Origin of the sequence: Bradyrhizobium campsiandrae, assembly GCF_014529705.1 — a bacterium.
GTDB classification, from domain to species: domain Bacteria; phylum Pseudomonadota; class Alphaproteobacteria; order Rhizobiales; family Xanthobacteraceae; genus Bradyrhizobium; species Bradyrhizobium campsiandrae.
The window spans coordinates 112,766-133,799 of sequence record NZ_JAANIH010000010.1 but is presented as its reverse complement, the minus strand read 5'-3'; the positions used below and the strand labels follow the sequence as shown (position 1 = coordinate 133,799).

20 protein-coding genes are annotated in these 21,034 nt (G+C 61.1%); 7 read left to right on the top strand and 13 right to left on the bottom strand.

Annotated features, from left to right (window positions below; translation table 11 throughout):
• Positions 1 to 51 precede the first annotated feature (51 nt).
• Together G8O24_RS09920 and G8O24_RS09915 are read left to right on the top strand one after the other, a co-directional pair.
• Positions 52 to 2,493, top strand: coding sequence for a heavy metal translocating P-type ATPase (locus tag G8O24_RS09920; RefSeq protein WP_188098655.1), 2,442 nt, complete (start codon positions 52 to 54; stop codon positions 2,491 to 2,493).
• A 452-nt stretch (positions 2,494 to 2,945) separates the two neighbouring features.
• A complete protein-coding gene (locus tag G8O24_RS09915) occupies positions 2,946 to 3,680 on the top strand; it encodes a helix-turn-helix transcriptional regulator (protein ID WP_188098653.1) in 735 nt (244 codons plus the stop codon).
• A 128-nt stretch (positions 3,681 to 3,808) separates the two neighbouring features.
• Here the strand turns inward: G8O24_RS09915 and G8O24_RS09910 are convergent, their stop codons facing one another.
• Together G8O24_RS09910 and G8O24_RS09905 are read right to left on the bottom strand one after the other, a co-directional pair.
• On the bottom strand, positions 3,809 to 6,121 hold the full coding sequence (locus tag G8O24_RS09910) for a relaxase/mobilization nuclease domain-containing protein (RefSeq protein WP_188098650.1): 2,313 nt from the start codon (positions 6,119 to 6,121) through the stop codon (positions 3,809 to 3,811).
• Positions 6,118 to 6,690 carry a hypothetical protein gene (locus G8O24_RS09905; RefSeq protein ID WP_244645803.1) on the bottom strand — a complete coding sequence of 191 codons (573 nt, stop codon included), beginning with the start codon at positions 6,688 to 6,690 and terminating at the stop codon, positions 6,118 to 6,120. The genes G8O24_RS09910 and G8O24_RS09905 overlap by 4 nt, the downstream gene beginning before the upstream one ends.
• A 448-nt stretch (positions 6,691 to 7,138) precedes the next feature.
• On the opposite strand from G8O24_RS09905, the gene G8O24_RS09900 reads away from it, so the two are divergent.
• Positions 7,139 to 7,840, top strand: coding sequence for an AAA family ATPase (locus G8O24_RS09900; protein WP_188098648.1), 702 nt, complete (start codon positions 7,139 to 7,141; stop codon positions 7,838 to 7,840).
• Entirely contained in the window at positions 7,837 to 8,253 is a 417-nt protein-coding gene (locus tag G8O24_RS44270) for a hypothetical protein (RefSeq protein WP_244645802.1), read from the top strand. The genes G8O24_RS09900 and G8O24_RS44270 overlap by 4 nt, the downstream gene beginning before the upstream one ends.
• Before the next feature lie 91 nt (positions 8,254 to 8,344).
• Here the strand turns inward: G8O24_RS44270 and repC (G8O24_RS09895) are convergent, their stop codons facing one another.
• On the bottom strand, positions 8,345 to 9,577 hold the full coding sequence (repC, locus tag G8O24_RS09895) for a plasmid replication protein RepC (protein ID WP_013913430.1): 1,233 nt from the start codon (positions 9,575 to 9,577) through the stop codon (positions 8,345 to 8,347).
• 315 nt (positions 9,578 to 9,892) lie between these two features.
• Here repC (G8O24_RS09895) and G8O24_RS09890 point away from each other — a divergent pair, with 315 nt between their 5' ends.
• A complete protein-coding gene (locus tag G8O24_RS09890) occupies positions 9,893 to 10,204 on the top strand; it encodes a helix-turn-helix domain-containing protein (protein WP_188098646.1) in 312 nt (103 codons plus the stop codon).
• Positions 10,205 to 10,270: 66 nt separating this feature from the next.
• Entirely contained in the window at positions 10,271 to 10,687 is a 417-nt protein-coding gene (locus G8O24_RS09885; protein ID WP_244645801.1) for a helix-turn-helix domain-containing protein, read from the top strand.
• A gap of 60 nt (positions 10,688 to 10,747) precedes the next feature.
• On the opposite strand, the gene G8O24_RS09880 is transcribed toward G8O24_RS09885, so the two are convergent.
• The 8 genes from G8O24_RS09880 to G8O24_RS09845 all read right to left on the bottom strand — a co-directional run bounded on the left by G8O24_RS09880 (position 10,748) and on the right by G8O24_RS09845 (position 18,520).
• A complete protein-coding gene (locus G8O24_RS09880) occupies positions 10,748 to 11,080 on the bottom strand; it encodes a single-stranded DNA-binding protein (RefSeq protein WP_012564767.1) in 333 nt (110 codons plus the stop codon).
• A 618-nt stretch (positions 11,081 to 11,698) separates the two neighbouring features.
• Complete coding sequence (gene repC / locus G8O24_RS09875) at positions 11,699 to 12,931, bottom strand: plasmid replication protein RepC (RefSeq protein WP_012564768.1); 1,233 nt, start codon at positions 12,929 to 12,931, stop codon at positions 11,699 to 11,701.
• A gap of 193 nt (positions 12,932 to 13,124) precedes the next feature.
• Positions 13,125 to 14,108: a plasmid partitioning protein RepB gene (repB, locus tag G8O24_RS09870; protein ID WP_013913427.1), complete on the bottom strand. Its 984-nt coding sequence runs from the start codon at positions 14,106 to 14,108 to the stop codon at positions 13,125 to 13,127.
• Entirely contained in the window at positions 14,105 to 15,328 is a 1,224-nt protein-coding gene (repA, locus tag G8O24_RS09865) for a plasmid partitioning protein RepA (protein WP_012564770.1), read from the bottom strand. The genes repB and repA overlap by 4 nt, the downstream gene beginning before the upstream one ends.
• A gap of 208 nt (positions 15,329 to 15,536) precedes the next feature.
• Positions 15,537 to 16,709 carry a site-specific integrase gene (locus G8O24_RS09860; RefSeq protein WP_188098645.1) on the bottom strand — a complete coding sequence of 391 codons (1,173 nt, stop codon included), beginning with the start codon at positions 16,707 to 16,709 and terminating at the stop codon, positions 15,537 to 15,539.
• Positions 16,710 to 16,722: 13 nt separating this feature from the next.
• Positions 16,723 to 17,811 carry a hypothetical protein gene (locus G8O24_RS09855; RefSeq protein WP_188098637.1) on the bottom strand — a complete coding sequence of 363 codons (1,089 nt, stop codon included), beginning with the start codon at positions 17,809 to 17,811 and terminating at the stop codon, positions 16,723 to 16,725.
• Positions 17,808 to 18,245 (bottom strand): type II toxin-antitoxin system VapC family toxin, encoded by a 438-nt coding sequence (locus G8O24_RS09850; RefSeq protein WP_012564773.1) that lies wholly within the window; start codon positions 18,243 to 18,245, stop codon positions 17,808 to 17,810. Before G8O24_RS09850 ends, G8O24_RS09855 begins: the two co-directional genes overlap by 4 nt.
• Positions 18,242 to 18,520 (bottom strand): type II toxin-antitoxin system Phd/YefM family antitoxin, encoded by a 279-nt coding sequence (locus G8O24_RS09845; protein ID WP_012564774.1) that lies wholly within the window; start codon positions 18,518 to 18,520, stop codon positions 18,242 to 18,244. Before G8O24_RS09845 ends, G8O24_RS09850 begins: the two co-directional genes overlap by 4 nt.
• Positions 18,521 to 18,642: 122 nt before the next feature.
• Between G8O24_RS09845 and G8O24_RS09840 the strand changes: the two genes are divergently transcribed.
• Positions 18,643 to 18,999: a prevent-host-death protein gene (locus G8O24_RS09840; RefSeq protein WP_244645800.1), complete on the top strand. Its 357-nt coding sequence runs from the start codon at positions 18,643 to 18,645 to the stop codon at positions 18,997 to 18,999.
• A gap of 203 nt (positions 19,000 to 19,202) precedes the next feature.
• Here the strand turns inward: G8O24_RS09840 and G8O24_RS09835 are convergent, their stop codons facing one another.
• Both G8O24_RS09835 and G8O24_RS09830 read right to left on the bottom strand, forming a co-directional pair.
• Positions 19,203 to 20,522, bottom strand: coding sequence for a hypothetical protein (locus G8O24_RS09835; RefSeq protein ID WP_006023653.1), 1,320 nt, complete (start codon positions 20,520 to 20,522; stop codon positions 19,203 to 19,205).
• A complete protein-coding gene (locus G8O24_RS09830; protein ID WP_006023654.1) occupies positions 20,501 to 20,938 on the bottom strand; it encodes a hypothetical protein in 438 nt (145 codons plus the stop codon). The genes G8O24_RS09835 and G8O24_RS09830 overlap by 22 nt, the downstream gene beginning before the upstream one ends.
• Positions 20,939 to 21,034: the final 96 nt, after the last annotated feature.

Below are 21,034 nucleotides of genomic sequence, written 5' to 3'. Positions count from 1 at the left end.
GTCCTATATACCCCTACTGGGTATCGGTTACAAGCCTATGAGGAGACCTAGATGACCGGGGCGCGAAACGCAAGTTCCATGGGCCAGCCCATCCGTTCCTCGACGGCAACTCCGGGACATGAAACCGGATCGGCTTGCTGCGGCGGTCATGGCGGCCAGGCCCACGGCGATCATGAACATGATCAACCTCCTGCGGAAAGCGGTAAGGTTCTTGACCCGGTTTGCGGGATGACCGTCGACCCGGCAACGAGCAAGCACCGGCTCGATTACCAAGGTCGCACCTATCATTTCTGTTCGGCAAACTGTCGCACGAAGTTCGCGGCCGCCCCGGAAACCTACCTCGACAAGTCTAAGGCCGCGCCGAAGGACCCTGTTCCGGAAGGCACCGTTTACACATGCCCGATGCATCCGGAGATCCGGCAGATCGGTCCCGGCAGCTGCCCCATCTGCGGGATGGCCCTGGAGCCCGAAGTCGCAACACTGGACGCTGCACCGAATCCCGAACTGGCGGATATGAGCCGGCGGTTCTGGATCGGCCTCGTGTTCGCCCTGCCCGCAGTCGTCCTCGAGATGGGCGGACATTTGGTCGGCGGCCACGGCTGGGTCGACCAAACCCTGTCGAATTGGATTCAACTCGTTTCGGCGACACCGGTTGTGATCTGGGCGGGTTGGCCGCTCTTCGTGCGCGGCTGGCAGTCGCTGGTGACCCGCAACCTTAACATGTTCACCCTGATCGCGATGGGGACCGGCGTCGCTTACGTCTATAGCGTCGTCGCCACCGTCGCCCCGCACATCTTCCCTCCTGCGTTCCGCGGACACGATGGTGCTGTCGCCGTCTATTTCGAAGCGGCGGCCGTCATCACTGTCCTGGTGCTGCTGGGCCAGGTGCTTGAGTTGCGTGCCCGCGAGGCGACGTCGGGTGCGATCAAGGCCCTGCTCGATCTCGCCCCGAAGACGGCGCGCCTCGTTGCCGAGGACGGCACCGATCACGAAGTCCCTCTCGATGGCCTGAATGTCGGCGACAAACTGCGCGTCCGTCCCGGTGAAAAAATCCCGGTCGACGGCGTTATTCTCGAGGGACGTTCATCGATCGATGAATCCCTGGTGACCGGAGAGTCTATGCCCGTCACCAAGGAAACCGGTGCCAAGGTGATCGCCGGGACGCTCAATCAATCCGGAAGTTTCGTGATGCAGGCCGAGAAGGTCGGCCGCGATACGGTGTTGTCGCAGATCGTGCAGATGGTCGCGCAGGCGCAGCGGTCGCGGGCGCCGATCCAGCGTCTCGCCGATCAGGTGGCCGGTTGGTTCGTACCTGCGGTGATCGTGGCCGCGCTCGTCGCCTTCGCCATCTGGGCCCTGGTCGGTCCTGAGCCTCGCCTGGCGTTTGGTCTGGTGGCAGCTGTCAGCGTGCTGATCATCGCCTGTCCGTGCGCCCTCGGGCTGGCGACCCCGATGTCGATCATGGTCGGCGTCGGACGCGGCGCGCAGGTCGGTGTCCTCATCAAGAATGCCGAAGCGCTCGAACGCATGGAAAAGGTCGACACGCTCGTGGTCGACAAGACGGGCACCCTGACCGAAGGCAAGCCAAAGGTGGTTTCCATCGTGACTACTCTCGGATTCCTTGAGAACGATCTGCTGCGTTTCGCAGCAAGCGTCGAACGCGCCAGCGAGCATCCGCTGGCCGACGCCATCGTTCGCGCGGCCAAGGAGCGCGATCTGGCGTTAGCAAACGTGGAGGAATTCGATTCACCCACAGGGAAGGGCGTGACGGGTAAGGTCGACGGCAAGAACATATTGCTCGGCAACGTCGGTTACCTGCAATCGCTGGGCGTCCAAACCCGATCGATGGAAGCGCAAGCCGAAGCGCTCCGCGGCGACGGCGCCACCGTGATCAATATCGCGGTCGACGGAAAGCTGGCGGGGCTCTTCGCCATCGCCGATCCCATCAAACCATCGACGCCCGATGCCTTGAGGGCGCTGGCCGCGGACGGCATCAAGGTCATCATGCTGACCGGAGACAACAGGACGACTGCCAATGCTGTCGCGAAGCGGCTCGGCATTTCGGAGGTCGAGGCGGAAGTTCTGCCCGACCAGAAGAGCGCGGTTGTAAGCAAGCTACAGAAGGCTGGCCGAATCGTCGCCATGGCGGGGGACGGCGTAAACGACGCCCCTGCCCTCGCTGCGGCCGAAGTCGGAATCGCAATGGGCACAGGGACCGACGTCGCGATGGAAAGTGCCGGGGTAACCCTGTTGAAGGGCGACCTCGGCGGCATAGTCCGCGCGCGCCTCCTGTCGGAAGCGACCATGGCCAACATCCGTCAGAACCTGTTCTTTGCCTTCATCTACAACGCCGCCGGAATACCGATCGCAGCGGGCGTGTTGTATCCGGTGTTCGGTCTACTACTGTCGCCGATCATTGCTGCAGCGGCGATGGCGCTGTCGTCGGTAAGCGTGGTCGGAAACGCGCTGCGCTTACGGGTGGTCAGATTCTGAACGTTTCAGACATTGCAAACATTGCAAAAACGTCTGACTCGACCGAGCCAGGTTCGCCTATTTCAAGGCAATCGAGCATACTGCGCCTCCCTCGCGCCGAAGCCGCTCGATGCTCCTGTCGAATGGCGACTCTTGAACGGGTTAGCAAGGGATCAACATGCTTTGCATTAATGCAGCTGCGCAAAGGCCTAGCCAGGACTCATTGCGCATGAGTGCACGCGAGAACAAACACCTATGAAGGAGCGCGAGCGGAGAACATTACTCTCTCATCTTGATTGCACGCGCGCAAGATTTTTTTGGTTTGTTGGCTCGCTGCTCGACCGCTATATCGAGCAACGTCCTCGCTTCCTTACCCGCGCCTCCGCGCGAGAATTTTTCACTGACGATAATTTCTGAGTTTTTGTACGCGCCGAGACAGTAGGGACTGCAATCAGTCGTAAAATGGCTTGAGAATGACAGACTTATTTTGGAGCACTTGGGAAATTATCTCGCTGATAGAGCAAGCAGTCGATGAGGGCGCTCTTAAAAATTGTCTTATAGACATCGCCAAAAGTTACGGATTTGCATCGGTATTTGGCGGAATCGTACCACCGGGTGGCATGCGAAATTCAAAGGTCGAAATTCAAGCTCGCGCGGTCGTGCAATATTTCCCTGATGGCTGGGCAGCCAGATACCTCGATCAAAACTATCTTCCGCGCGATCCGATTGTTGGTCGTCTTCAAAAAGATCGAAATGCATTTTCCTGGTCGGAAAGTTATAAATCCTGTCCCGAACCAGACAACGTGCGGGCTGTCGGAGGTGAGGCTGCCGACTTTGGGTTGGTTGAAGGTTTCGTGATCCCCATCACGACGCTAGACCAGCGGATTGCGGCATTATCATTCGGCGGAGCAAGGGACGACCTCAGCAATCGTGACCGATCAGCCCTTACTTTTCTCGCAAATTTCGCCATCGGTCATTGGTTGTATTTGCGCCGCCCGAGACCAACGTGCAATAAAACGCTCTCGCCCCGGGAGCTTGACTGTCTTCTTTGGGCCGGGGAAGGAAAAACAGATTGGGAAATATCCGTCATTCTCGGCATTTCTCGGTCAACAGTAACAAAGCACATCACTTCAGCACGCGAGAAACTTAACGCCGTCAATAAGCCCCACGCAATTGCAATCGCGATGCGTCTGAAGATTTTGGGCTAAGATCTTCGTCGCAGACTCCAGGGAGCATTCTCACATTCTGTGAGCGCCTCCATTGTCGTCGATACTCTCAAATGCGGCAACAGTCACTGCTCGGCGAGCCTTCAGAAATCGCTCGCGGTGGTTAGCGCTCAACTGCGCCTTTGGCCCTTGATTGCTTGCAAGCTAGGCTTTTCCGCTTCGAGCTCTCGCACAACTTTTTCCTGTTCCGCGCGGAGTTTTGCCAAGGCATCGTTCTGGATCAAGGACGTTGGCAGCGGCTGCGCCGGGTGTTCTGCGATCGCCCGCGCAGCCTCGACAGCCGCGGCCGCCTCCCGAGCTTCACGTGCCGCCGATTGTTGCGATCCGACAACGATGGCCCTTTCCGCGCGCAGTTCCTCTTGGGAGGTGGGATCAATGCCGCCACTCGCCTCTTGCCGGCGCGCCGCATCGATTGCACGACTTGCGACATGTTCAGCGGACGCCGCTTCACGTTCTTCCTTGATGCGAATCTCCCGGGCACGCTCGATAAGCCGTTCGGCTTTCGCACCAACGACGGCTTCGACCTCCGACCGGCTGAGTTGCTGTACGCCACGTTCCTGCATGCGCTGGAGATCAACGCGATTGGCGAGCGTTTCCAGGTAGCGCGCAGATATCTCGCGGAATTGTTGCTTCGTCGTCCCATCTAAGAGGTCGCTGGTCCGCGAAACCGCCTCGTTCATGAGACGTAGATCCTGAGCCATTCGCTCCGATGTAATTGGCACCTCACCCTCCTTGGTCAAAAACTCCACGCGCTGGCCAATCGTATGAAGGATGGCCCCAACGGTCTGCGCCATCAACAGCCGTTCCAGCATATCCTTTGCCGTCCTGTTTGATGGCTGCTCTACAGCAACCGCCTTCCAGGCGACGATGCTCTCGTTGACGACTTTGCGATCGGGCGCGGACATCGGCAGGCGGATCGGGTTTATTTTCGCCACCCTGATCCGCTGCCGGGCATTGTCGATGAGGCGTTGGTTGGTGGGATCGGCGGCATAGGCGCGGTCGCGCGCTTCTCGCCCGGGGCGCGGACGATCCGCCGCCTGGACGATGGCCTTATCCGTCGCCCCATAGCTTTGGGAAGAGACTCGCTCCTTCGCTGAGGTCGCTACGATTTTCAGGCCCTGTGCCTGGGCGTGCATGGCATAAACCTCACGCCACTCCCGAAAGGTCTCCGGACCTGGATGGATTTTCTGACCGGACTCGTTCTTCACAGTGACGACTGCGTGAGCGTGGATGTGCCCGGCCGATTCCTTGTCAGTGTGGACCCCGAATATGAACTTATGATCGCCAAAGCGATCGTGCAGGAACGCGCGCGCCGCATCCGTAAATGCGACAATGTCGGTTCCAGTCTTCGCCGACATGATCAGGTGCATCGTATCGCGCGCCGATTGCGACCGAAGCGACGGTCCCCACTCCCGCGCGGCCATGCGCGCATCGGCGACGTTGGACAGGATTTTGCCGTGGTCGTCGATGGCGGCGCCCTTCTCGATCAGCTTGTTGAGCCTGTAGGTGACGCCGTCGCGACCATGGCTGGTCGCGCCCGGCCGGATCATCACAGCGTCGCCGCCAATACCGGTGGCAGCTTCGACCCTCGTGCGAACGGCGAGATTGGACACCGAGTCGAGACGGCGCGGTCGGGCTTCATGTGCCTGATCGGCCGCCTGGCCGTCTCGAATTCGGAAGCGCTCCTTGCCGCTCCCGGCCATCACAGCGACAATGTGCGCTTCCAGGCCGCCAGATCCATCGGCGTCTATGCGAGCGGCGTGACGATGTCCGCAGAAGGCGGACTCAATCGCCTTCTCGTACGTCGCCCGCCCCTCCAGCGTATCGAGCACACCCTCAACCTTGAGACGGAATGCGCCGACGTCCTGGCTTTCCGCACGCTTAGAAAAGTCCGGCGACCAAGCCTTGATCTCGGCGGCCACGGCTTCCCGGTCCGTCAATATCCGCCCATCATGAGTCTCGAGCGGAACGTCCTCACGTTGGACATACTGCCCGGTCGCCGTGGCGCGTGCCACGCCGCGAGCATAGGACACCACCTTGATGACCGCGGGCTGATAGCCGGCTGCCAATTGTCGGGCGCGGCCAGCCGCTCCCTGCCCCGCCCCGCCGAAGCCGCCGGCAACAGGTGCCAGCGCGCTCGGACGAGATGGTGCCGCGCGGCCGCCGCCTCCACCTGTCGACGTGGCGGGCAGCGCTCGCGATCGCTCCTCATCCCGACCGCCGGTGATCGTTTCGCCACGGATGATCTCATCGGCCGGCCGCGTCTTCGGAAGCTGCGCGACTCGGCCGCTGCGTGGCTTCCGATCATCATCAAGCCCGGCGCCTGGCTGTGGCCGGCGGCGCGCACGACTGGCGTCTTGAACGGATCGTCGAGCGGCCTCAACTTGTTCGAGCCACCAGTCAATTTGCGCCGCGCGGTTCATGCGATATCCTCGCCCAAAACCTCTGCCGGTAGCGCCAGCCCCGCCCTGCGCCGAAGTTTCGAACCGTACGCGACCGTGATTTCGGTCAGTTCGTCGTTGATGGCGGCGATGACCTCATGCAGACCGCGCCACACGGGTTCGGTGTCCTCGATCCGCACGGCTTGGCCGCGATGGATGGCCCTCAAAACCTGGGACAGGTTGCGGCCAACCATACGCACCTGCTGCGCTAGCTCGACGACGGCGCGAGTGTTCTCGGCCGACAAGGCTGGCCCCGCCTGAATGGACGCCCGGATCAGCCGGCGCACAACCTCTGCCTTCGGCAAACCGAACAATACGACGGCCGCCTGCAGACGCTGTTCGTCTGCTTCAGACAGCTCGGTCCGGAGTCTCGGCTTTCGCTTCGGTGCTGCGGCGGAGCGAGTCATCGGCGCGCCCTTCCCCTTCCCGGTCGCACGGCTCGCGGCCACCTGGCCGGAGCCGAACCCACCGGCATCGACGAGATGCCGGCCCTGGCGCGTGAGCGCCTTCTTCGGCTGCGCCCAGCAGCCGCCCCCGAGTTTGTGGCCCACAAACCGGTATCTTGTCAACCAACATCTAATATACTGACTATGCGCCCTCAGCTCATCACGAACGTCAGCGACTCAGAAAAACGTGAGTACGGACGACCCCACACCACAATGACGCGGCACCTCAAAGGCCCCGACCGATTGCGGCAATAACGCAATTGGGTAATGCCGCGTTTCGCTCTATCGCGATTGCCGCATCAACGAAACACTGGAATCATGCAAGTAGGAAAGGCCTTAGCACCGCAAAACCATTATCCCGCAAAGCCGTAACATCGCAATCCGCTACCGCGGCAATGCGCCATAACCGCACTGCCGTTACCACGCATCTTCGCAACAACGCATTGCTTCAAGAACGCGATCACAAACTACCGGAAAGACACATTCCGCAATTGTCGCATGTTCATTATGTTGTATGTTGCTCATTCGTTTGGGTTGCCAAGGGAGGAACCAGTTGCCCAGCATCTTCGCCGTGGCGAATCCGAAAGGCGGAAGCGGCAAGACGACCGTCGCGATCATCCTCGCGGGGGAGTTCGCCAAACACGGCTATTCAGCCGTCATCGTCGACGCTGATCCGCAAGGGTCGTCCTACCAATGGCATGCGTCGTCGGTTGCGCGCGACTTGAGCCCGCAGGGCGTCGACCTCGTGCGTGCGCCCGATGAGAAAACCCTCGCCCAGGCGATCGATCGACTCGATGGCTATGACGTCGTCGTCATCGACACCCCGGGCTATTACGGCGAGGTATTGATCCAGTCGGCGCTTCGCGCCGACCTCGTCGTCTTGCCCTGCAAGGTGCACACTTTCGACGCTTCCCAGGTCGTCCGCACAATCCGCAATCTCGAACAGCATGCCGTTGCCTCAAAGCTGCCAATGAGCCCACATCGCGTTCTGTTCAACGAATACGATAGCTTCGACCGCAATACGCGCCCCCTCAGGGAAGTCGTCGCTTACCTCGATGCCGAGAAGGTGCCGGTCTGCACCACCGCGCTGTACCGGCGCGTCACCTACCGCACCATGACGGTTGGGCATGGCACGCTGTACCAAATGAACGACAAGGATGAGTCGATCAGGAAGGCTCGTTACAACGCCGACCAAGTTGTTCGCGAATTACTCGCGGCAAGCCAGGGCGCCGGCCAGGACGATAGTGACACATGACGGATCCCGCCGCCTCTGCACAAAAGCCAGATCGCCCTCCGCTGCCCCGCGACGCGTTTCGCGCCCATCGGGTCAATTCGTCCACGACAGATGCACCCGCGGCCAAGCCGGTTGTCGTGACGCCGGCATATGAAGATCTGGTCGTCACACCCTCCCCGCACTCCGCCCCGACAGATACTACATTCCCGCGAAAGCAGCCGCGCCCTCAGAAAGCCCGGGATCGAAACCCTTTCGACGCCTACGGCGAGCGGTCGTCGTCTCGGCCTTATGCGTTGCGGTTGCCCGACGCGATCGACCTTGTCGTCCGTCAAATCGCCGCGGAGGAACGGACACATCCGCTTCGGATCATCGATCGCATTCTGTACGACCACCTCAAACGAACCGGGCGTCTTCCGCCGACGCGAGAAACTTGACGAATACGTCCTCACCGGCGCCGGGTTCCAGCAAGACGTTGTCACAACGCGACGCCCCGAAATTATGGGAGTTGGACAAACAGGATCACTCTTACGAGCAATCTTCCGGGAGGGAAGACGGGAGGTACTCCCGATCACGGGCCGCATGCCCTTGTCGGCGGAGCGCCAGCAGCATCGGCCAGACCGAGAATTCTCCAGTTGTGGCGCGGCGGGCCAGGATCCTGAGATAGCCTCCAGGGCTCTTGATGGCCGCGCCACGTTGTAGAATAGCGGCCAACACCACGCTCGCCTGTCCGTCGCCCATGGCATTGCAGGCCTCTTCCCATGCGCTGGGACTAATGCCGAGCATGGGACGCACGGTTGATGCTGTGGAGATGAGATCCTGTGAGGTGCGAATGCCGCCGCGCGCGTAGTCGACGATATCGGGACAGACTTCGACCACCATGCGAATCGGAATTGCACCGGCCGAACCGGACCGCTCGGCGTTGCCTGCATGCGGCGCATGTGGGTTTAGGTCAGGATCAGATGGTCTCGGACCTTGAGCGGGTGAAGTCTGAATCTGATCGACGCACGGATTTGGCGGGCCGGCCTTGATCGGATCAAGGTGTCGTTCCAGGACGTCGACAATCGTCGCTGCCAGGCAGGTCAGGTCGACGAGGATTGGTTCAAGGATTTCGTATGTCGGGACGCGCGGAAGGCGTGCCATGAGGTCACGGAAGGTCCGGTGATAGGATACCCAGTCGCAGGCGACTTCTTGCTCCACGCCAGTGGCGATCATCTTGGCGATGTCACGCCGCACCAGGGTGATCCGCTCTCGAAGCATGACGAGCGCGTGCCGTTTGGCGATAGCAGCCTCGGCCAAAGCGGCAAATTCCTCGGCCCGCGTCACGATCGGCCCGAGATCAAAACCGAAGGCCTGCTCAATGTCGCCGGAAGTCGACTTGCGCGCGTAGCGTTTGCCGTTCGGGCTGTCGCGCCGCAGCACGAGTCCTGCGTCGACAAGCGTTGCTAGATGGCGCCGCAAAGTCGAGCCCGCCATCCCGTGAGCGCGCAGCGCTAGGAAGCGATTCGACGGGAATACGACCAGATCGGCCGCGCCGGCGGTCAACACCGTGTCAGGATGAAACGAGAGCAACGCATTCAAGACCACGAGCGTGCGGTCAGAAATGGCGAATGATGCGCGCGCTTCGCAGATATGCCGGAACACCTGCCATTTGTGGACGGGTTTCCCGCTGGGACATTCTCGAACGTCGCGCTGCGCCTTTATCGAGCCGAGCGATAGTGGTCGCCGTCCAAACGGCGTCATGGGATTCTGGCCGAGCATCTGCTTTCGCGTCCTCTCCTTGCGAGTGCGCGGGGCAAACAAAGACCGTGGCGTGAAAACGCAGGCCTCTTGAACTGTCGGACGGCGCGGGCTAAAATGCCTCCATGCATTCGGGGCATTGTTGGCGATTGGCGTCGCCCGCCCGCTCATCCTCTCGAGAGACCCGGCTCTGCCGGGTTTTTCTTTGTCCGAACGCACCTCTCCTGGTTGAATCGAATCCGTCTATTATATTGAATGTTGGCAAGCCGTCCAATGTGTGGGCTTCAGTTGTGCGACGGACGACCCGATCCGCGTAGGGAAGTGCGAGGATGAGCGATGGGTGAAAAGCAATGTCGCCGAAAGGCAGCTCACGCGGCGGAAGGCAGCACCCTACGCCGCGCGTTTCAGGCGGGGCTGGAAGAGCTCCGAGTGGGTTCCGGCCTCAGCCGACGAGAATTTGCGGAGCGGCTTGGGATTCCGCGATCGAGCTATTTCCACTTGATGACGTCGGCGGCCAATCCCAGCCTCGACTACATCGAACTCATAGCCGAGCGAGCGGGTATAGATCCGCTGAAATTGCTGCACCAGCAGGGTAGCCCCACGGCCGGACGCCGCGCGGACATCAGGGATGCTCGTGCGGCAAGATGAGTCGTTTCAAGGACTTGTCTGTAAAAATTCTCCAACGTCCAATATACTGGACCTCGGGCTTGGTGTATGTTCCCCGGCGTTTCTCCCGGTGGACCCGAAAGCCAACCTGCCATGTCACCAGTCCGCAAACCCCAGGCGATCAATCATTCTGTTCTGAGTGAAATGCTTGCAGCCCGGCTCCAGCAACTCGAAATCGAGAACGGTGGGACGGAACGCTTCCAGCGAAAGCTAGGCCTTGCGCGCGGCACCTACTACACGATGGTGCGCGGCAGGGGGAATCCGACGTTCCGAACCATCGAACGCATCGCATCGAGCCTCAATATGAGTGTATTCGAATTGCTTGGCTTCAACGATACCGATGCCCGTCGTGCGCTGAATAAAAGCGGTATCGATTACGATGAGCTGGTGTCCGCAATCGAAAAGAAAAATCAAGCCGAGCGTGGCCTTGCGCGTCAGACGCGATCACGCAAATTGCCATACTGAGATTAGCGCAACCGGGAAGGCGGGAATCGGCGGGGAGGCCGAAACCCCCCCGCCGATTCACTATGCGGCGGCGCGCTCGCTGGCCTGCGCCAGCCGGCCGACCTCCAGAGCGATAAGATCAACGGTGTAAACCCGCTGGCCGTCGCGCTCATAGCTGTTCTGCCGAAGCCGTCCGCGGACGTGGACGAGGTCACCCTTGCTGACGTGCTCGCTCACGTAGGACTGGATCGCCTTCGTGAAGATCGTGACTTCGTTCCAGTGCGCGTCGTCCTTCCACTGACCTTTGTCGTCCTTGAAGGGATAGTTGGCGCAGACGCTGACGCGAACGGTCTTGCCGACTTGCTTGATGGTTCCGACCCGACCGATGAGGGTGAATTCGGCGATGTTGCGCATTGTCTTTCTCCATCTTGTGGGGCTGTGCCCCGTTGCGATGGCGATCCGTTCATGGCCGGGAAGACGAAACAGAGCCGGAGCACGCCAGAGGCGAGCGGAGGGCAAGCGCAGCGCTGCGCCCCGGCTGGAGCCACGAATTTTGGCGCCGCAGGCGCATGCGCGAGGAATGCCGGTCGGGGTCCCGCTTGCAGGGGAAACCGGCAGGGGAAAATTCTTGGCTCCAGGGGCCGACGTGCCGTCGACGGCCATAGGAATCCAGCCATGTAACCGGGAGCAACAGCCCAGACGGAGAGAGATCTGCAATCGCCGCGCGCACCCGGCTCTTGGTCGGCGCGAGAAACACGCACGGCGAGCCCATTGTCGCGGCTTTTTGTGCACCTCCCGATCGGGGACATTTCGGAAGCCCCGACGCGGGCTGATGGATACGATCGACCCGGCGATCCCCAGGCAGCGTGCGATTCGACGGCGGCGAAACTGCACACCGTCGGACGGCCGCGCAGTTTCAGTTTTCGACGGCTCTCGGGTCGCTCGATCAACCGTTCGTGGTTAGTCGCCAGCATGCGGCGAGTTCGAGAACGCAGGGCAAAACGACGATGTGGAGGTGAGGTCGCCATCGCGTCACGCCCGCCGCTTTTCGTGGAGACGCGAATTGATTTGCGACATGAGGATCGGTCCGAGCGAGAACTCCCCGGCCTCGGCTTTCCGCGTCAAACCGCGCAGATAGCCACCGGCGGAGCGGATCGCCGCGCCGCGCTGGAGGATGCAGGCGACGACAACCGCGGCCTGGGTTTCGCCCAGAACTGTTTGCGCCTCCTCCCAGGCGCTTGGACTGATCCCCAGCATCGATCGAACCACGGCGGCGGTGGCGAGGAAATCCCGCCAGTTCGAGATGCCGCCCTTGGCGTAATCGACAATGTCGGGGCACGCGGTCAGCACCATTCCCAACGGATACGTTCCTTCCGCCATCCTCGCCGCTTGAGGTTTTGGCTCGATCCTCGCCGCCCTGCCTTCTGGAAGGCTAGGTTCAAGATCAATAAAGGGATCTGTATTTGAATTCTGTATGTGGCGCTCAGAATGGGACTCATTGGCGCTAGGATTTGTAGTTTTAACGTGTGTTTCCAGAAGATTGAGGACGTCATCTGCAAGCTGTGACAGCTCTTCGGCGATCGGCTCGAGTTCTTGCCGCGTCGCGGTGCGTGGAATCTGGTCAACGATCGAGCGAAAGACCACGTGGATTTCCTGCCAGTCAGCCGGCCCCTGCCCTCCCCGACGCGTCGGAACACCTTCCTCAATGCCCGTGGCGATCATCTTGGCAAGATCGCGCCGGCAAAGCGTGATCCGCTCCCGGACAAGCTTGAGCGCCCTGGCTTCGGCCTCAATGTCGGCCGCCAGACTCTCAAACTCCTCCGATCGGACAACCAGCGGCGACAAATCAAAGCCGAAGGCGAGCTCGATCTCGCCGGCGCTGCCCTTCCGGGCGTAGCGCTTGCCGTTCGGACTATCCCTCCGTACCACCAGGCCCGCGTCAACGAGAACGGCCAGGTGACGCCGCAGCGTCGACGCCGGCATTCCATGCGTCCGCAGCGACAACTGATGGTTCGACGGAAAGACGATCAGATCGTCTTCACCCGTAAGTGCCGTCTCCGGATGAAAGGTCAGGAGCGCGTTCAAAACCGACAAGGAACGCTCGGAAACGGCAAGCCGCGGCCGCGCCGTGCAGATGGCGTGAAAGATCTTCCATTTATGTACGACCTTTTCGGGTGGCCGCGCGGTGGCCACCATCTGGCTTGCCACGTGGGCAAGTGTCAATGATCGCCGCCCAAAGGGCGTCGTTGGAGAGTGTGACTGCATGTCTTTGCCTCTTCAGGGCAAAGGAATTCGGCTCGCCAAAACGACGCCGTCTCTCACGAGACACTTGACTGCGATTCGCGGAAGTGATTCTCTGTCAGTCGCCAAACAGACAAGAGAGGGCTTCCGGACGGAAACGTTTGGGGGCCTTTTCTTTTGCCGCTATGAATCCTTCTTCGTATTGCGGGAACGCGGTTTACGCATCGGCGCGACGTCGAAACGCCGCGTAGATTTCGGGTAGCTGTTCAATCAAGTAAGACCCGAAAGCTGGCGCTGATTTCTCTTCGATCGTGAATTGAAGGCGATCTTTTCCCTGCACGATCTGCGCGAGGGGAGCGCCAGTATCTGACTTAATGAGCTGCTTGGTCTTTTTGGGCTGACGTGGTGACAGCCCCTTCAGAACCCGGGCGAACCGCGTGTCGCTCTCAAGTGCATCGAACCCAGTCGACGCGATCGCCTGGCGCCATCTGTCTCCAGTCTTTGTGAGGAGTTCAGCCAATTGTTCCCACCGGGGCCGACCAACCTTAGGGGCCGGACCGATGGCGATAATGAGCTCTTCGGGGACGCTGCGTGCGACCGTGATCATCGTGGATAGATTGCCCTTGTGAACTGCCAAGGCTGCCGTCAACGCTGACCGAGCGAACCCGTGATCCTCAAGCCGCGCTGCGAAAAGCGCGCGCTCGATGAAAGAGAGATCGCGCCTCTCGAGGTTTTCCCGGCCCTGGGCCACTACGAGTTGTTCGTCGCTCAGGTGTTTGACAATTGCCTTAACCGGTCGGCCAAGGCGCTGCAGCGCTTCTAGCCGCCGATGCCCATATGCGACTTGATATCGCCCCTCGGTTTGAGAGCTCGGTCTGACGAGAATCGGGACTTGTTGCCCATGTTCGGCAATGCTGGCCTGGAAGGCTTCAAACTCCGCAGCCTTCGCATCGTCCAACCGGTCGCGAATAAAGGACGGATCGATCAGTGTGGGATCGAGCTCCACCACGTGATCTCCGCCAGCGAGTTGCTCACGGAGTGCTCTCGCTTCGTCGGCATCCTGCGATAGGCTCTGCAGAGAGAGCCCCATAGCCTTAAGCGATCCCGATTTGACCGGCGTGCGAGTTTGCCGATCATCAGATGATGGCTGCGCGGTAATTGGGGCCATCATGGCCTTGAGCGCGTCACGTCGCTTGTTCACACCGCCCTCCCCCATGCCTCTTTGACAAGATTCTCGATCTCGGCATGCGCACCATCGAGCGATTCAAGAGCGCGGTCGTAAGTGCTCCGGACAAAGTTCTCGCGGCCGACTTCGTACAGCGTTTGTTTGGTCAACCCTGCGTCAGAGATCGCAGTCGACTTCAAAATTGCGGTCGTAAGGACACGCTCGCCGAACAGACTACGCATGAGCCCAACGATTTGGCCTTGAGGACCGTCCGTGGGTTCAAAACGCGTAATCACGTAACGAAAGAAATCGTAATCAGCGTCGCCGCCGGCTTGCTCGACAACATCGAGAAGACTCGCGGTCATGTGCAAGAACTGCGACATCGATGCGACATCGAGCATCTGAGGATGGATCGTCACCAAAACACTGCGAGCGGCACACAGCGCGGAGAGCGTGAGAAAACCAAGAGAAGGCGGGCAGTCGAGAATGACGACGTCATAGTTGTCTTCGACTGACGCGAGCGCACTTGCGATGCGCGAAAAAAACATGCGCTCGGAGCCGCGGTTCCGTTCGGCCAGGACCTTGGGTGTATCGTGCTCGAACTCCTGGAGCTCCAGATTGCCCGGAACGATATCGAGGCCCGAGAAATAGGTTTTTCGGATGATCTCGGACAATGGCCGGCGCGCATCGTCGTAGCGGATTGCGCCATACAACGTTTCGTTCTCTTGGAGATCAAATTCCGGCTGGAGGCCGAATAGGGCAGAAAGCGATGCTTGAGGATCCAGATCAATCGCGAGAGTGCGATAACCCCTCATCGCGAAGTGTTGAGCCACATGGGCGGCGGTAGTGGTTTTGCCGGAGCCGCCCTTGAAGTTCGTGACGGCGATGACCTGGAGATGCTCCCCTTCCCGCCGGTTCGGGACGTAGCTCTGTTTGGTCTTCGCAAGGGTGCGTCGGATCTCGTGCACCTGCTCAAGGGAAAACAGGCGGCGCCCACGGGCCGTCTTCTCTGCCTCAGGGGCGTCGCCGGCAAGTGAGAGATGGCGAATGTAGGCGTCAGTAACGCCGATCAGCTTTGCTGCTTCGCCGGAGGTGAATTTGCGAAGCTCTTTCAGGGACGACGGCGGAAACGCGCGCAGCCGCAACTCCTTGAGCTGGGCGCTCAGAAGATCGGCATCCGACTCCACAAGCCGCGTTAGAGAGCGGACTTTCTTGCCGGTCCGGTGGCTAGCGTCATTTGCTGCTAGAGCCGTCATATACGCTCGGTATCCAAATTTTCCACATTGAGCGTAAATTCGGCGACTTCTCCGAGTCGGTCAAGCAAATAAGGGTTAACGGCAATTAACCACTTGGCCCAGCCGGAGTGTTCTCAGCTGAGAACTTTTCGATTCACCGGCACCAGTTCTCATCTGAGAACTGGCCTGTGTCGGAGCAAGGCCCGGCGTTAAATGGGGCCGTCGTGGATCAGAGAATCAAGCGAGCTGCCCGTCCAAACGATCTTTCCGCCTCGTTGTAGTAGCTCGCCGCTTGTTGGACCGATCGGTGCTGTGACTGCTGCATCGCCTCAGGCAGGGCCACGCCTTGACGCGCTGCCTCGGTCAGATACCCGGACCTCAGCCCATGCGCCGAAAACTCCCGCGGCTCCAGGCCCGCCATGGCGCAGCGCCGCTTGACGATCAGGTTGATCGACTGCGGCGTGAGCGCCCGTTCCTCCAACGCCTCCCAGCGATCGATCGCACGGAAGACCGGTCCCTTGGAGATGTCGGCCCGCTCAAGCCATTCGCGCAGCGCCTCGACCGGCGGACCGACCAGGAGCACCCTCCCCGCCTCGTCCGCGACGCCGGTTTTAGTCCGGCCGAGGTGGATGGCCACGCACGGCAAAGTCGGCGATCGCGGGTCCTTGGGATCGAGCGGCACGGCGGCCTCGTCGCTGATCTGCTCGACCCGGAGCCTTGCCACCTCGCTCCGGCGTCGGCCGCCGGAGGCAAAAGCCATGAGCAGGATTGCGAGATCGCGGGTGTCCACGATCCGGTCGGAGCGACAGGTCGCGAGCAGCCGGTCGAGCACGTCGCGGGTGACAGCGCGTTTACTCTTGCGCTGCCGCGGCCGGACGCTGGCTCGGACCGCGAGCCTTAGCGCCGCGCGAAGACTGGGCGCGTGGAACGGGCCCTCCTGCCCTTTCCAGCGGTGCAGCGTGCCCCAATTTGCCAGCCGGCGTTTGACGGTCGATGGCGCGTGCGGCCCGATGGTGCGGAGAAGCAAGGCGTCCTGCAGCTCGGTCGCGACCGCGGTCGGCATGCCGTGGTGCGGATCGGTTTCGCGTTTGGCCGGGTCCCAAAGATGATGCGCCACGTATTTCAGCACCAGGCTTTCCGGCGCCGGCCATGGCAACGGCGACCCTGTCGCCGTCCTCGCCCAACCCTCAAGATAGGCCAGATCGGAGGCGAGCGCTCGGAGGGTGTTCTCGCCCACGCCCTCGCGCGTGAGATGCTTCAGTGTCTCGACGTCGTCGTCAGTGAGCAGTTCGGCGAGCTGATCGCGCCGCTCCATGGGCAGGATCGCGGAGAGCGCGTCGAGCTGCAGCGCCCGCCGGGTTTCCGGATCGGAGACCAGCACGCGGGAGGTGATGTCGTCCATCGGCGGCGCTCCGTCAGAAGCCGTAGCTTCGATCGGCCCAGCGCAGCAACACGCGGGCGTCCGGGTCAGGAAGGCGGACGCGCTGTGCCTTCAGACCTTCAGCAATCGCGAGCCCAACGTCCGGCTCGACCCAATGGCCATGGGTCATCAGAAAGAACCAGCCGAAGGGCAGGCCGACCTCGCGGTCGACGGATTCGATCCGGTCCATCAGCGCATGCACCGAAGCCTCCGGCGTCATTAGCAGCCGCTCCTTCGGAGGCTTCAGGGGCCGGGGGATAAAGCCGACCTCGCGCTCGCCCTTGTGGGTGTAATCGCGGGCGTCGAGCGCCCAATGCGCGAACACGCGCTGCGGCCTGGCGCTCGATTCCTCCCAGTCTTGAAAGAACCGCGGCTCCCTCGGGACAAATTCAAAATAGTCCGGCACCGCGTCGAGGAACGGCGTCTCGCGCGTTCCGCCCGGCCCGACCTCGCGAATGACGCGACGCTCCAATTCGGGCCGTTTGGCCTCCCGCTTCTCCCGCTCGACGCGGCTACAGCGGTCAAGAAAGCTGCGGACGTGAATCACCGCGCCGCCGGCGCGATCGAGCAGGCGGTAGAGCGGACCGGCGAGACGGTCCGTCTCCGGGAGCGGGTCCTGCCGAGGCCAAGCGGGATCAAGCAGTTCCTCCTTGCCCCACGGTCGGTAGTTCGGATTGACGATCGGGCCGGCGCGCCACTCGATCTCGCGACCAAGCGCAATCTGGATATAGTCGGCCGCGCCGGGCCCTGTTGGCGCGGACACGAAGGCGCTGGTACCGCGCCATTCGGTGATCTGCAGATCGGTCTCTTTCAGGCGGCGCCACACCGCCGCGATGTCGCCGTTGTCTTTCGCGAGCTCGGCCGTCATCCATGGCCGCAATTCGCCGATCCGGGTGCCGTCCGGCCGAAGGACCGACCTTGTGTCGCGCCAGTATTCGTCGTCGACCGGCGCAACGCCGAAGGCGAAGCCCGGAAAGGCGGCGGCCAGCGCCGGGATGAGGTCCGCGTCGGCCGAGGCCGGATCGAGACCCGCCAGGACGGCTTCGAGCGAGGCGACGTCCGGGAGACGGGCAGGGGCAGTCATCCCGAGACTCCTTCATCTGTCCAGGGGTTCAACAGCGGCACGCCCAGCGGAGCAAAATCCTTGGTGTTGCGGGTCGCGAGCATGAGTTCGCGGTCGAGAGCCGTCGCTGCGAAAAACCCGTCCATGACCGAAAGGGCAAAGCCGCTCTGGCGGGCATGTGCCATCAGATCGCCCCAGCGTGCGGCGATCGCCGGGTCGATCGGCAGGATCCGGCCGGCGAAACGCGCCGGCAGATCCTCTGCGAGCCAGGCCGTCAGCGCTTCGCGACGGCGGCCGTCGTCCATCAGGGCGATGCCGCGCCGGAGCTCGGCGATCGATGTCACGCTGATGAAGGCCCGGTCCTCGTCGATCGCATCGAGCCAGGCAAGCACCTTCGGATCTGGCGCCGGCCGGCGAACCTCGGAGAGCACGTTGGTGTCGAGCAGGACATTCATAGATCAAGGTCGCGCGGCTGATCGCGAACCCGATCGAGATCGAGATCGGCGTCCCGCAGGGGCGAGGCCATCAGGAATTCGGCCAGGGTCCCCTTGCGGACGGTCTTGCGCGCCCATTCCTCGGCCGAGACGATGACGACGCTCGGCTTGCCGTGGCGGGTGATGATCTGCGGATCAGTCTGGGCGCGCTCAATCACTTCGGAGAGGCGCGCTTTAGCGCCGGCAACCGTCCAATGATCCGATTCGTGAGCGTGGGTTTTACGGGAGGCTGTCACGATCCACTCCTGTGACCATAATGACCATTGTGACTATATATAGATCCACTGCAACCTTCAACAGAGCACGCGCGGAGAGAGCTTCTTTTTGCTATGATCGGGCTGGACCAAAGGACCGCGCCATGGGCAGTCACGAGACGCAGAATCAACCGCAGGCGGCGGCCGACCAAGTGAGGACGGCCGAGCAGCGCGAAGCGGCCGGGCGCGATCGTCGGGCCGTTCGGACCATCGATCTGACCGACGAGGAGATCGCCGCAATCGAGGCCAGCGAGATGACGCCCGGCTTCGAGCACCTCAATGCCGAGCTTGAGCCAGAGGCGACCACTCTGGTCGAGGAGGGCGCTCGCATCGCGCGAGAACTCGGCCAGCGCGGCGCGCCCAACCAAGGGGCAGCCAGCCGACAAGGCCTTTCGCGACAGCCTCTACGACGACAATTGAGCTTGGCCGGCACGGATATCGTGCCGAGCCACGACGTCTAAGCCGCGAGGCCAAGGCGTCCGGAGGAGGGGAGGGGGCTGGCAGCGGCGGCGTCCTCTCGTCGATCGGAGGCCCGGCGCGCATTATTTTCCGGGCTGAGGACGGTCAGAATCGCCGATTTGCGGATTCGTCCAACACTATCGATAAGGGCCAGTTATCGATAGTCATAAATCATCGAGCCAAGGATCTAGCCTGAAGCACTTCGCTACGCCGCGGCGGCGGATTCGAGCTCCGTATCGAAAGCGTCTCTTTCAACGCGGCCATGATTCATCAGCAAAGTTTGGATCGTCAAAGGAGATACATCGAAGTGTTCCGCTACGTCCTGCTGGCTTTCCATGGAGTAGTCGCCAGCCAGCATCTCATCGACCGCTGAAAATGGGCTAAGAAACTCAGCAGCAAAGGACCTCTGCATCTTCTGGCGATAAGTGTATGCCTTCGTAGCTGGCAACAGGCGTCCAATGGGGGGGCGAGCTAGACGATCACCAAGGAGCCGCGCGAGCTCAAACCGCCGGCCGGAGCGCCATTTGGAGCGCAACACCACTCGGCTCGCATTTTTGTGAACCTCATCCAGCGCAAAAGAAATATCAGGCGAGCCTCGGCGATCGTCAATTACGGCCTGATCAACGCCTGCGATCTCAGCAAGCTTGCGGCTGGAAATTGGCTTTTCGCCCAACCGCTCCTGTTCGCGCAGCGCACGAGCCGCCGATGCACCAACTCGGTAGGCTGGTATCTGCCCACCGATACGTAAGCCAATTTCAGCAGGCAGGCGCGCTACGTCCTTCGGAGCAGCGTCAAAGCCGTAGCTCGTGGCAACATCGCGGAGATGATTGCCCGTAAGGATCTTTCCGCTCTGACCATGTTCCGCTGCGAGTTCCTCGACGGCCGACGCACCTAGGTCAGCGATGTCCTTTACAAGGTGTTCTACGACCCCGCTTTCGGCGGCGTCTGGATCTCTTCCTAGTAGGGCTTCGAGTTTGCGGGCGCGAGCAAGCTCGGGCACCCGACGTTCCTCACAAACGCTGGCCCAAATCGTCTGAAGATTGCTTCCAGATATCGATGCCCAATCCAACCGTTCGATCACTTGACCAATGAAAAGATCAAGTTCGGACTCGAATTCGCTCGCGGGCAAGATCCCAGCGTGGTCAGCGATGTATCGGAACGGAGTTTGCGGACGCTCGGTTGTAGGTTTGGAAATAAGTGCGATCCGCTCCCCATCAGAGAATATCGTAATATTTGGCCAGATATACCCAGATCCGATAGTTGCCATACGGTGAGCGTACGGCCAGTCGTAGGCGTTGGAACGAGGCTCCCAACGCAGCCGCCACCAGTTCCAGGCAAGCCATTCGGCTAGGTGATAGGCGGAAAGCAGGGGCGACTGACGAAGACGGTTGGCCAGGACGTCGTTTCCCTCAGTCAACCAAATGCCTTGGGCCTTGATGCCGAGCGCGGCAAAGCAGGCCCGCTCCTCCGGCGAGCCTACGTCGAGCGACTCCCAATCCGCCGCTATCGTCCAGCTGGCTGGCATCTCTGCTTCCAAATCGCTTTCACGTTGTCACGCATATCGTCCTCCTCTTCGAGGCGATAGCCGTGATAGACTCCTGTGGTCATAGGATCCGTCTTGGCCTCATAAACTTCACCTTCCATGTCCACGGACCAGATAAACTTCGGGAAGCCGTCAAAGGCAAGCTCGCTTACCATTCCGAGGTTAATTCCCTGCTGCAAGAGTCCCTGTGCCTCCGCCAGTGGCACAGTTCGAAGAAGATCACATAGTGATTTCGTGGGGCGTGGATTTGTACGCTCAAGGCCGTAGTCAGCGGGATTTCGTTTGTGGTGACCGCTGCCGATATAGCGCGCGCGAAGAGCCAGCTCCTCCTTTGCGCCGTCGGACAATAGATCTTGAGGTGCCACTCGCCTTTTCGGATTGTTGCCCGCCCGTTTCATTCGTCTTCGTTTCCTAGAAATTCCATCAGCCCCACTGTATCAGACTTTGGCATGGAACTCATTCGTAACTACCTGTCGTGCCTATGTGATGCCTAG

Bases quoted from the DNA above. Each gene is read 5' to 3' on its own strand.
- G8O24_RS09835 (WP_006023653.1), bottom strand. From the start codon at position 20,522: ATGCCAGCCAGCTGGACGATAGCGGCGGATTGGGAGTCGCTCGACGTA.
- repC (WP_013913430.1), bottom strand. From the start codon at position 9,577: ATGCTCGGCCAGAATCCCATGACGCCGTTTGGACGGCGACCACTATCG.
- G8O24_RS44270 (WP_244645802.1), top strand. From the start codon at position 7,837: ATGACGGATCCCGCCGCCTCTGCACAAAAGCCAGATCGCCCTCCGCTG.
- G8O24_RS09910 (WP_188098650.1), bottom strand. From the start codon at position 6,121: ATGAACCGCGCGGCGCAAATTGACTGGTGGCTCGAACAAGTTGAGGCC.
- G8O24_RS09840 (WP_244645800.1), top strand. From the start codon at position 18,643: ATGGGCAGTCACGAGACGCAGAATCAACCGCAGGCGGCGGCCGACCAA.
- G8O24_RS09920 (WP_188098655.1), top strand. From the start codon at position 52: ATGACCGGGGCGCGAAACGCAAGTTCCATGGGCCAGCCCATCCGTTCC.
- G8O24_RS09890 (WP_188098646.1), top strand. From the start codon at position 9,893: ATGGGTGAAAAGCAATGTCGCCGAAAGGCAGCTCACGCGGCGGAAGGC.
- G8O24_RS09830 (WP_006023654.1), bottom strand. From the start codon at position 20,938: ATGAAACGGGCGGGCAACAATCCGAAAAGGCGAGTGGCACCTCAAGAT.
- repA (WP_012564770.1), bottom strand. From the start codon at position 15,328: ATGACGGCTCTAGCAGCAAATGACGCTAGCCACCGGACCGGCAAGAAA.
- G8O24_RS09855 (WP_188098637.1), bottom strand. From the start codon at position 17,811: ATGACTGCCCCTGCCCGTCTCCCGGACGTCGCCTCGCTCGAAGCCGTC.
- repC (WP_012564768.1), bottom strand. From the start codon at position 12,931: ATGCAGTCACACTCTCCAACGACGCCCTTTGGGCGGCGATCATTGACA.
- G8O24_RS09885 (WP_244645801.1), top strand. From the start codon at position 10,271: ATGTTCCCCGGCGTTTCTCCCGGTGGACCCGAAAGCCAACCTGCCATG.
- G8O24_RS09860 (WP_188098645.1), bottom strand. From the start codon at position 16,709: ATGGACGACATCACCTCCCGCGTGCTGGTCTCCGATCCGGAAACCCGG.
- G8O24_RS09880 (WP_012564767.1), bottom strand. From the start codon at position 11,080: ATGCGCAACATCGCCGAATTCACCCTCATCGGTCGGGTCGGAACCATC.
- G8O24_RS09915 (WP_188098653.1), top strand. From the start codon at position 2,946: ATGACAGACTTATTTTGGAGCACTTGGGAAATTATCTCGCTGATAGAG.
- G8O24_RS09850 (WP_012564773.1), bottom strand. From the start codon at position 18,245: ATGAATGTCCTGCTCGACACCAACGTGCTCTCCGAGGTTCGCCGGCCG.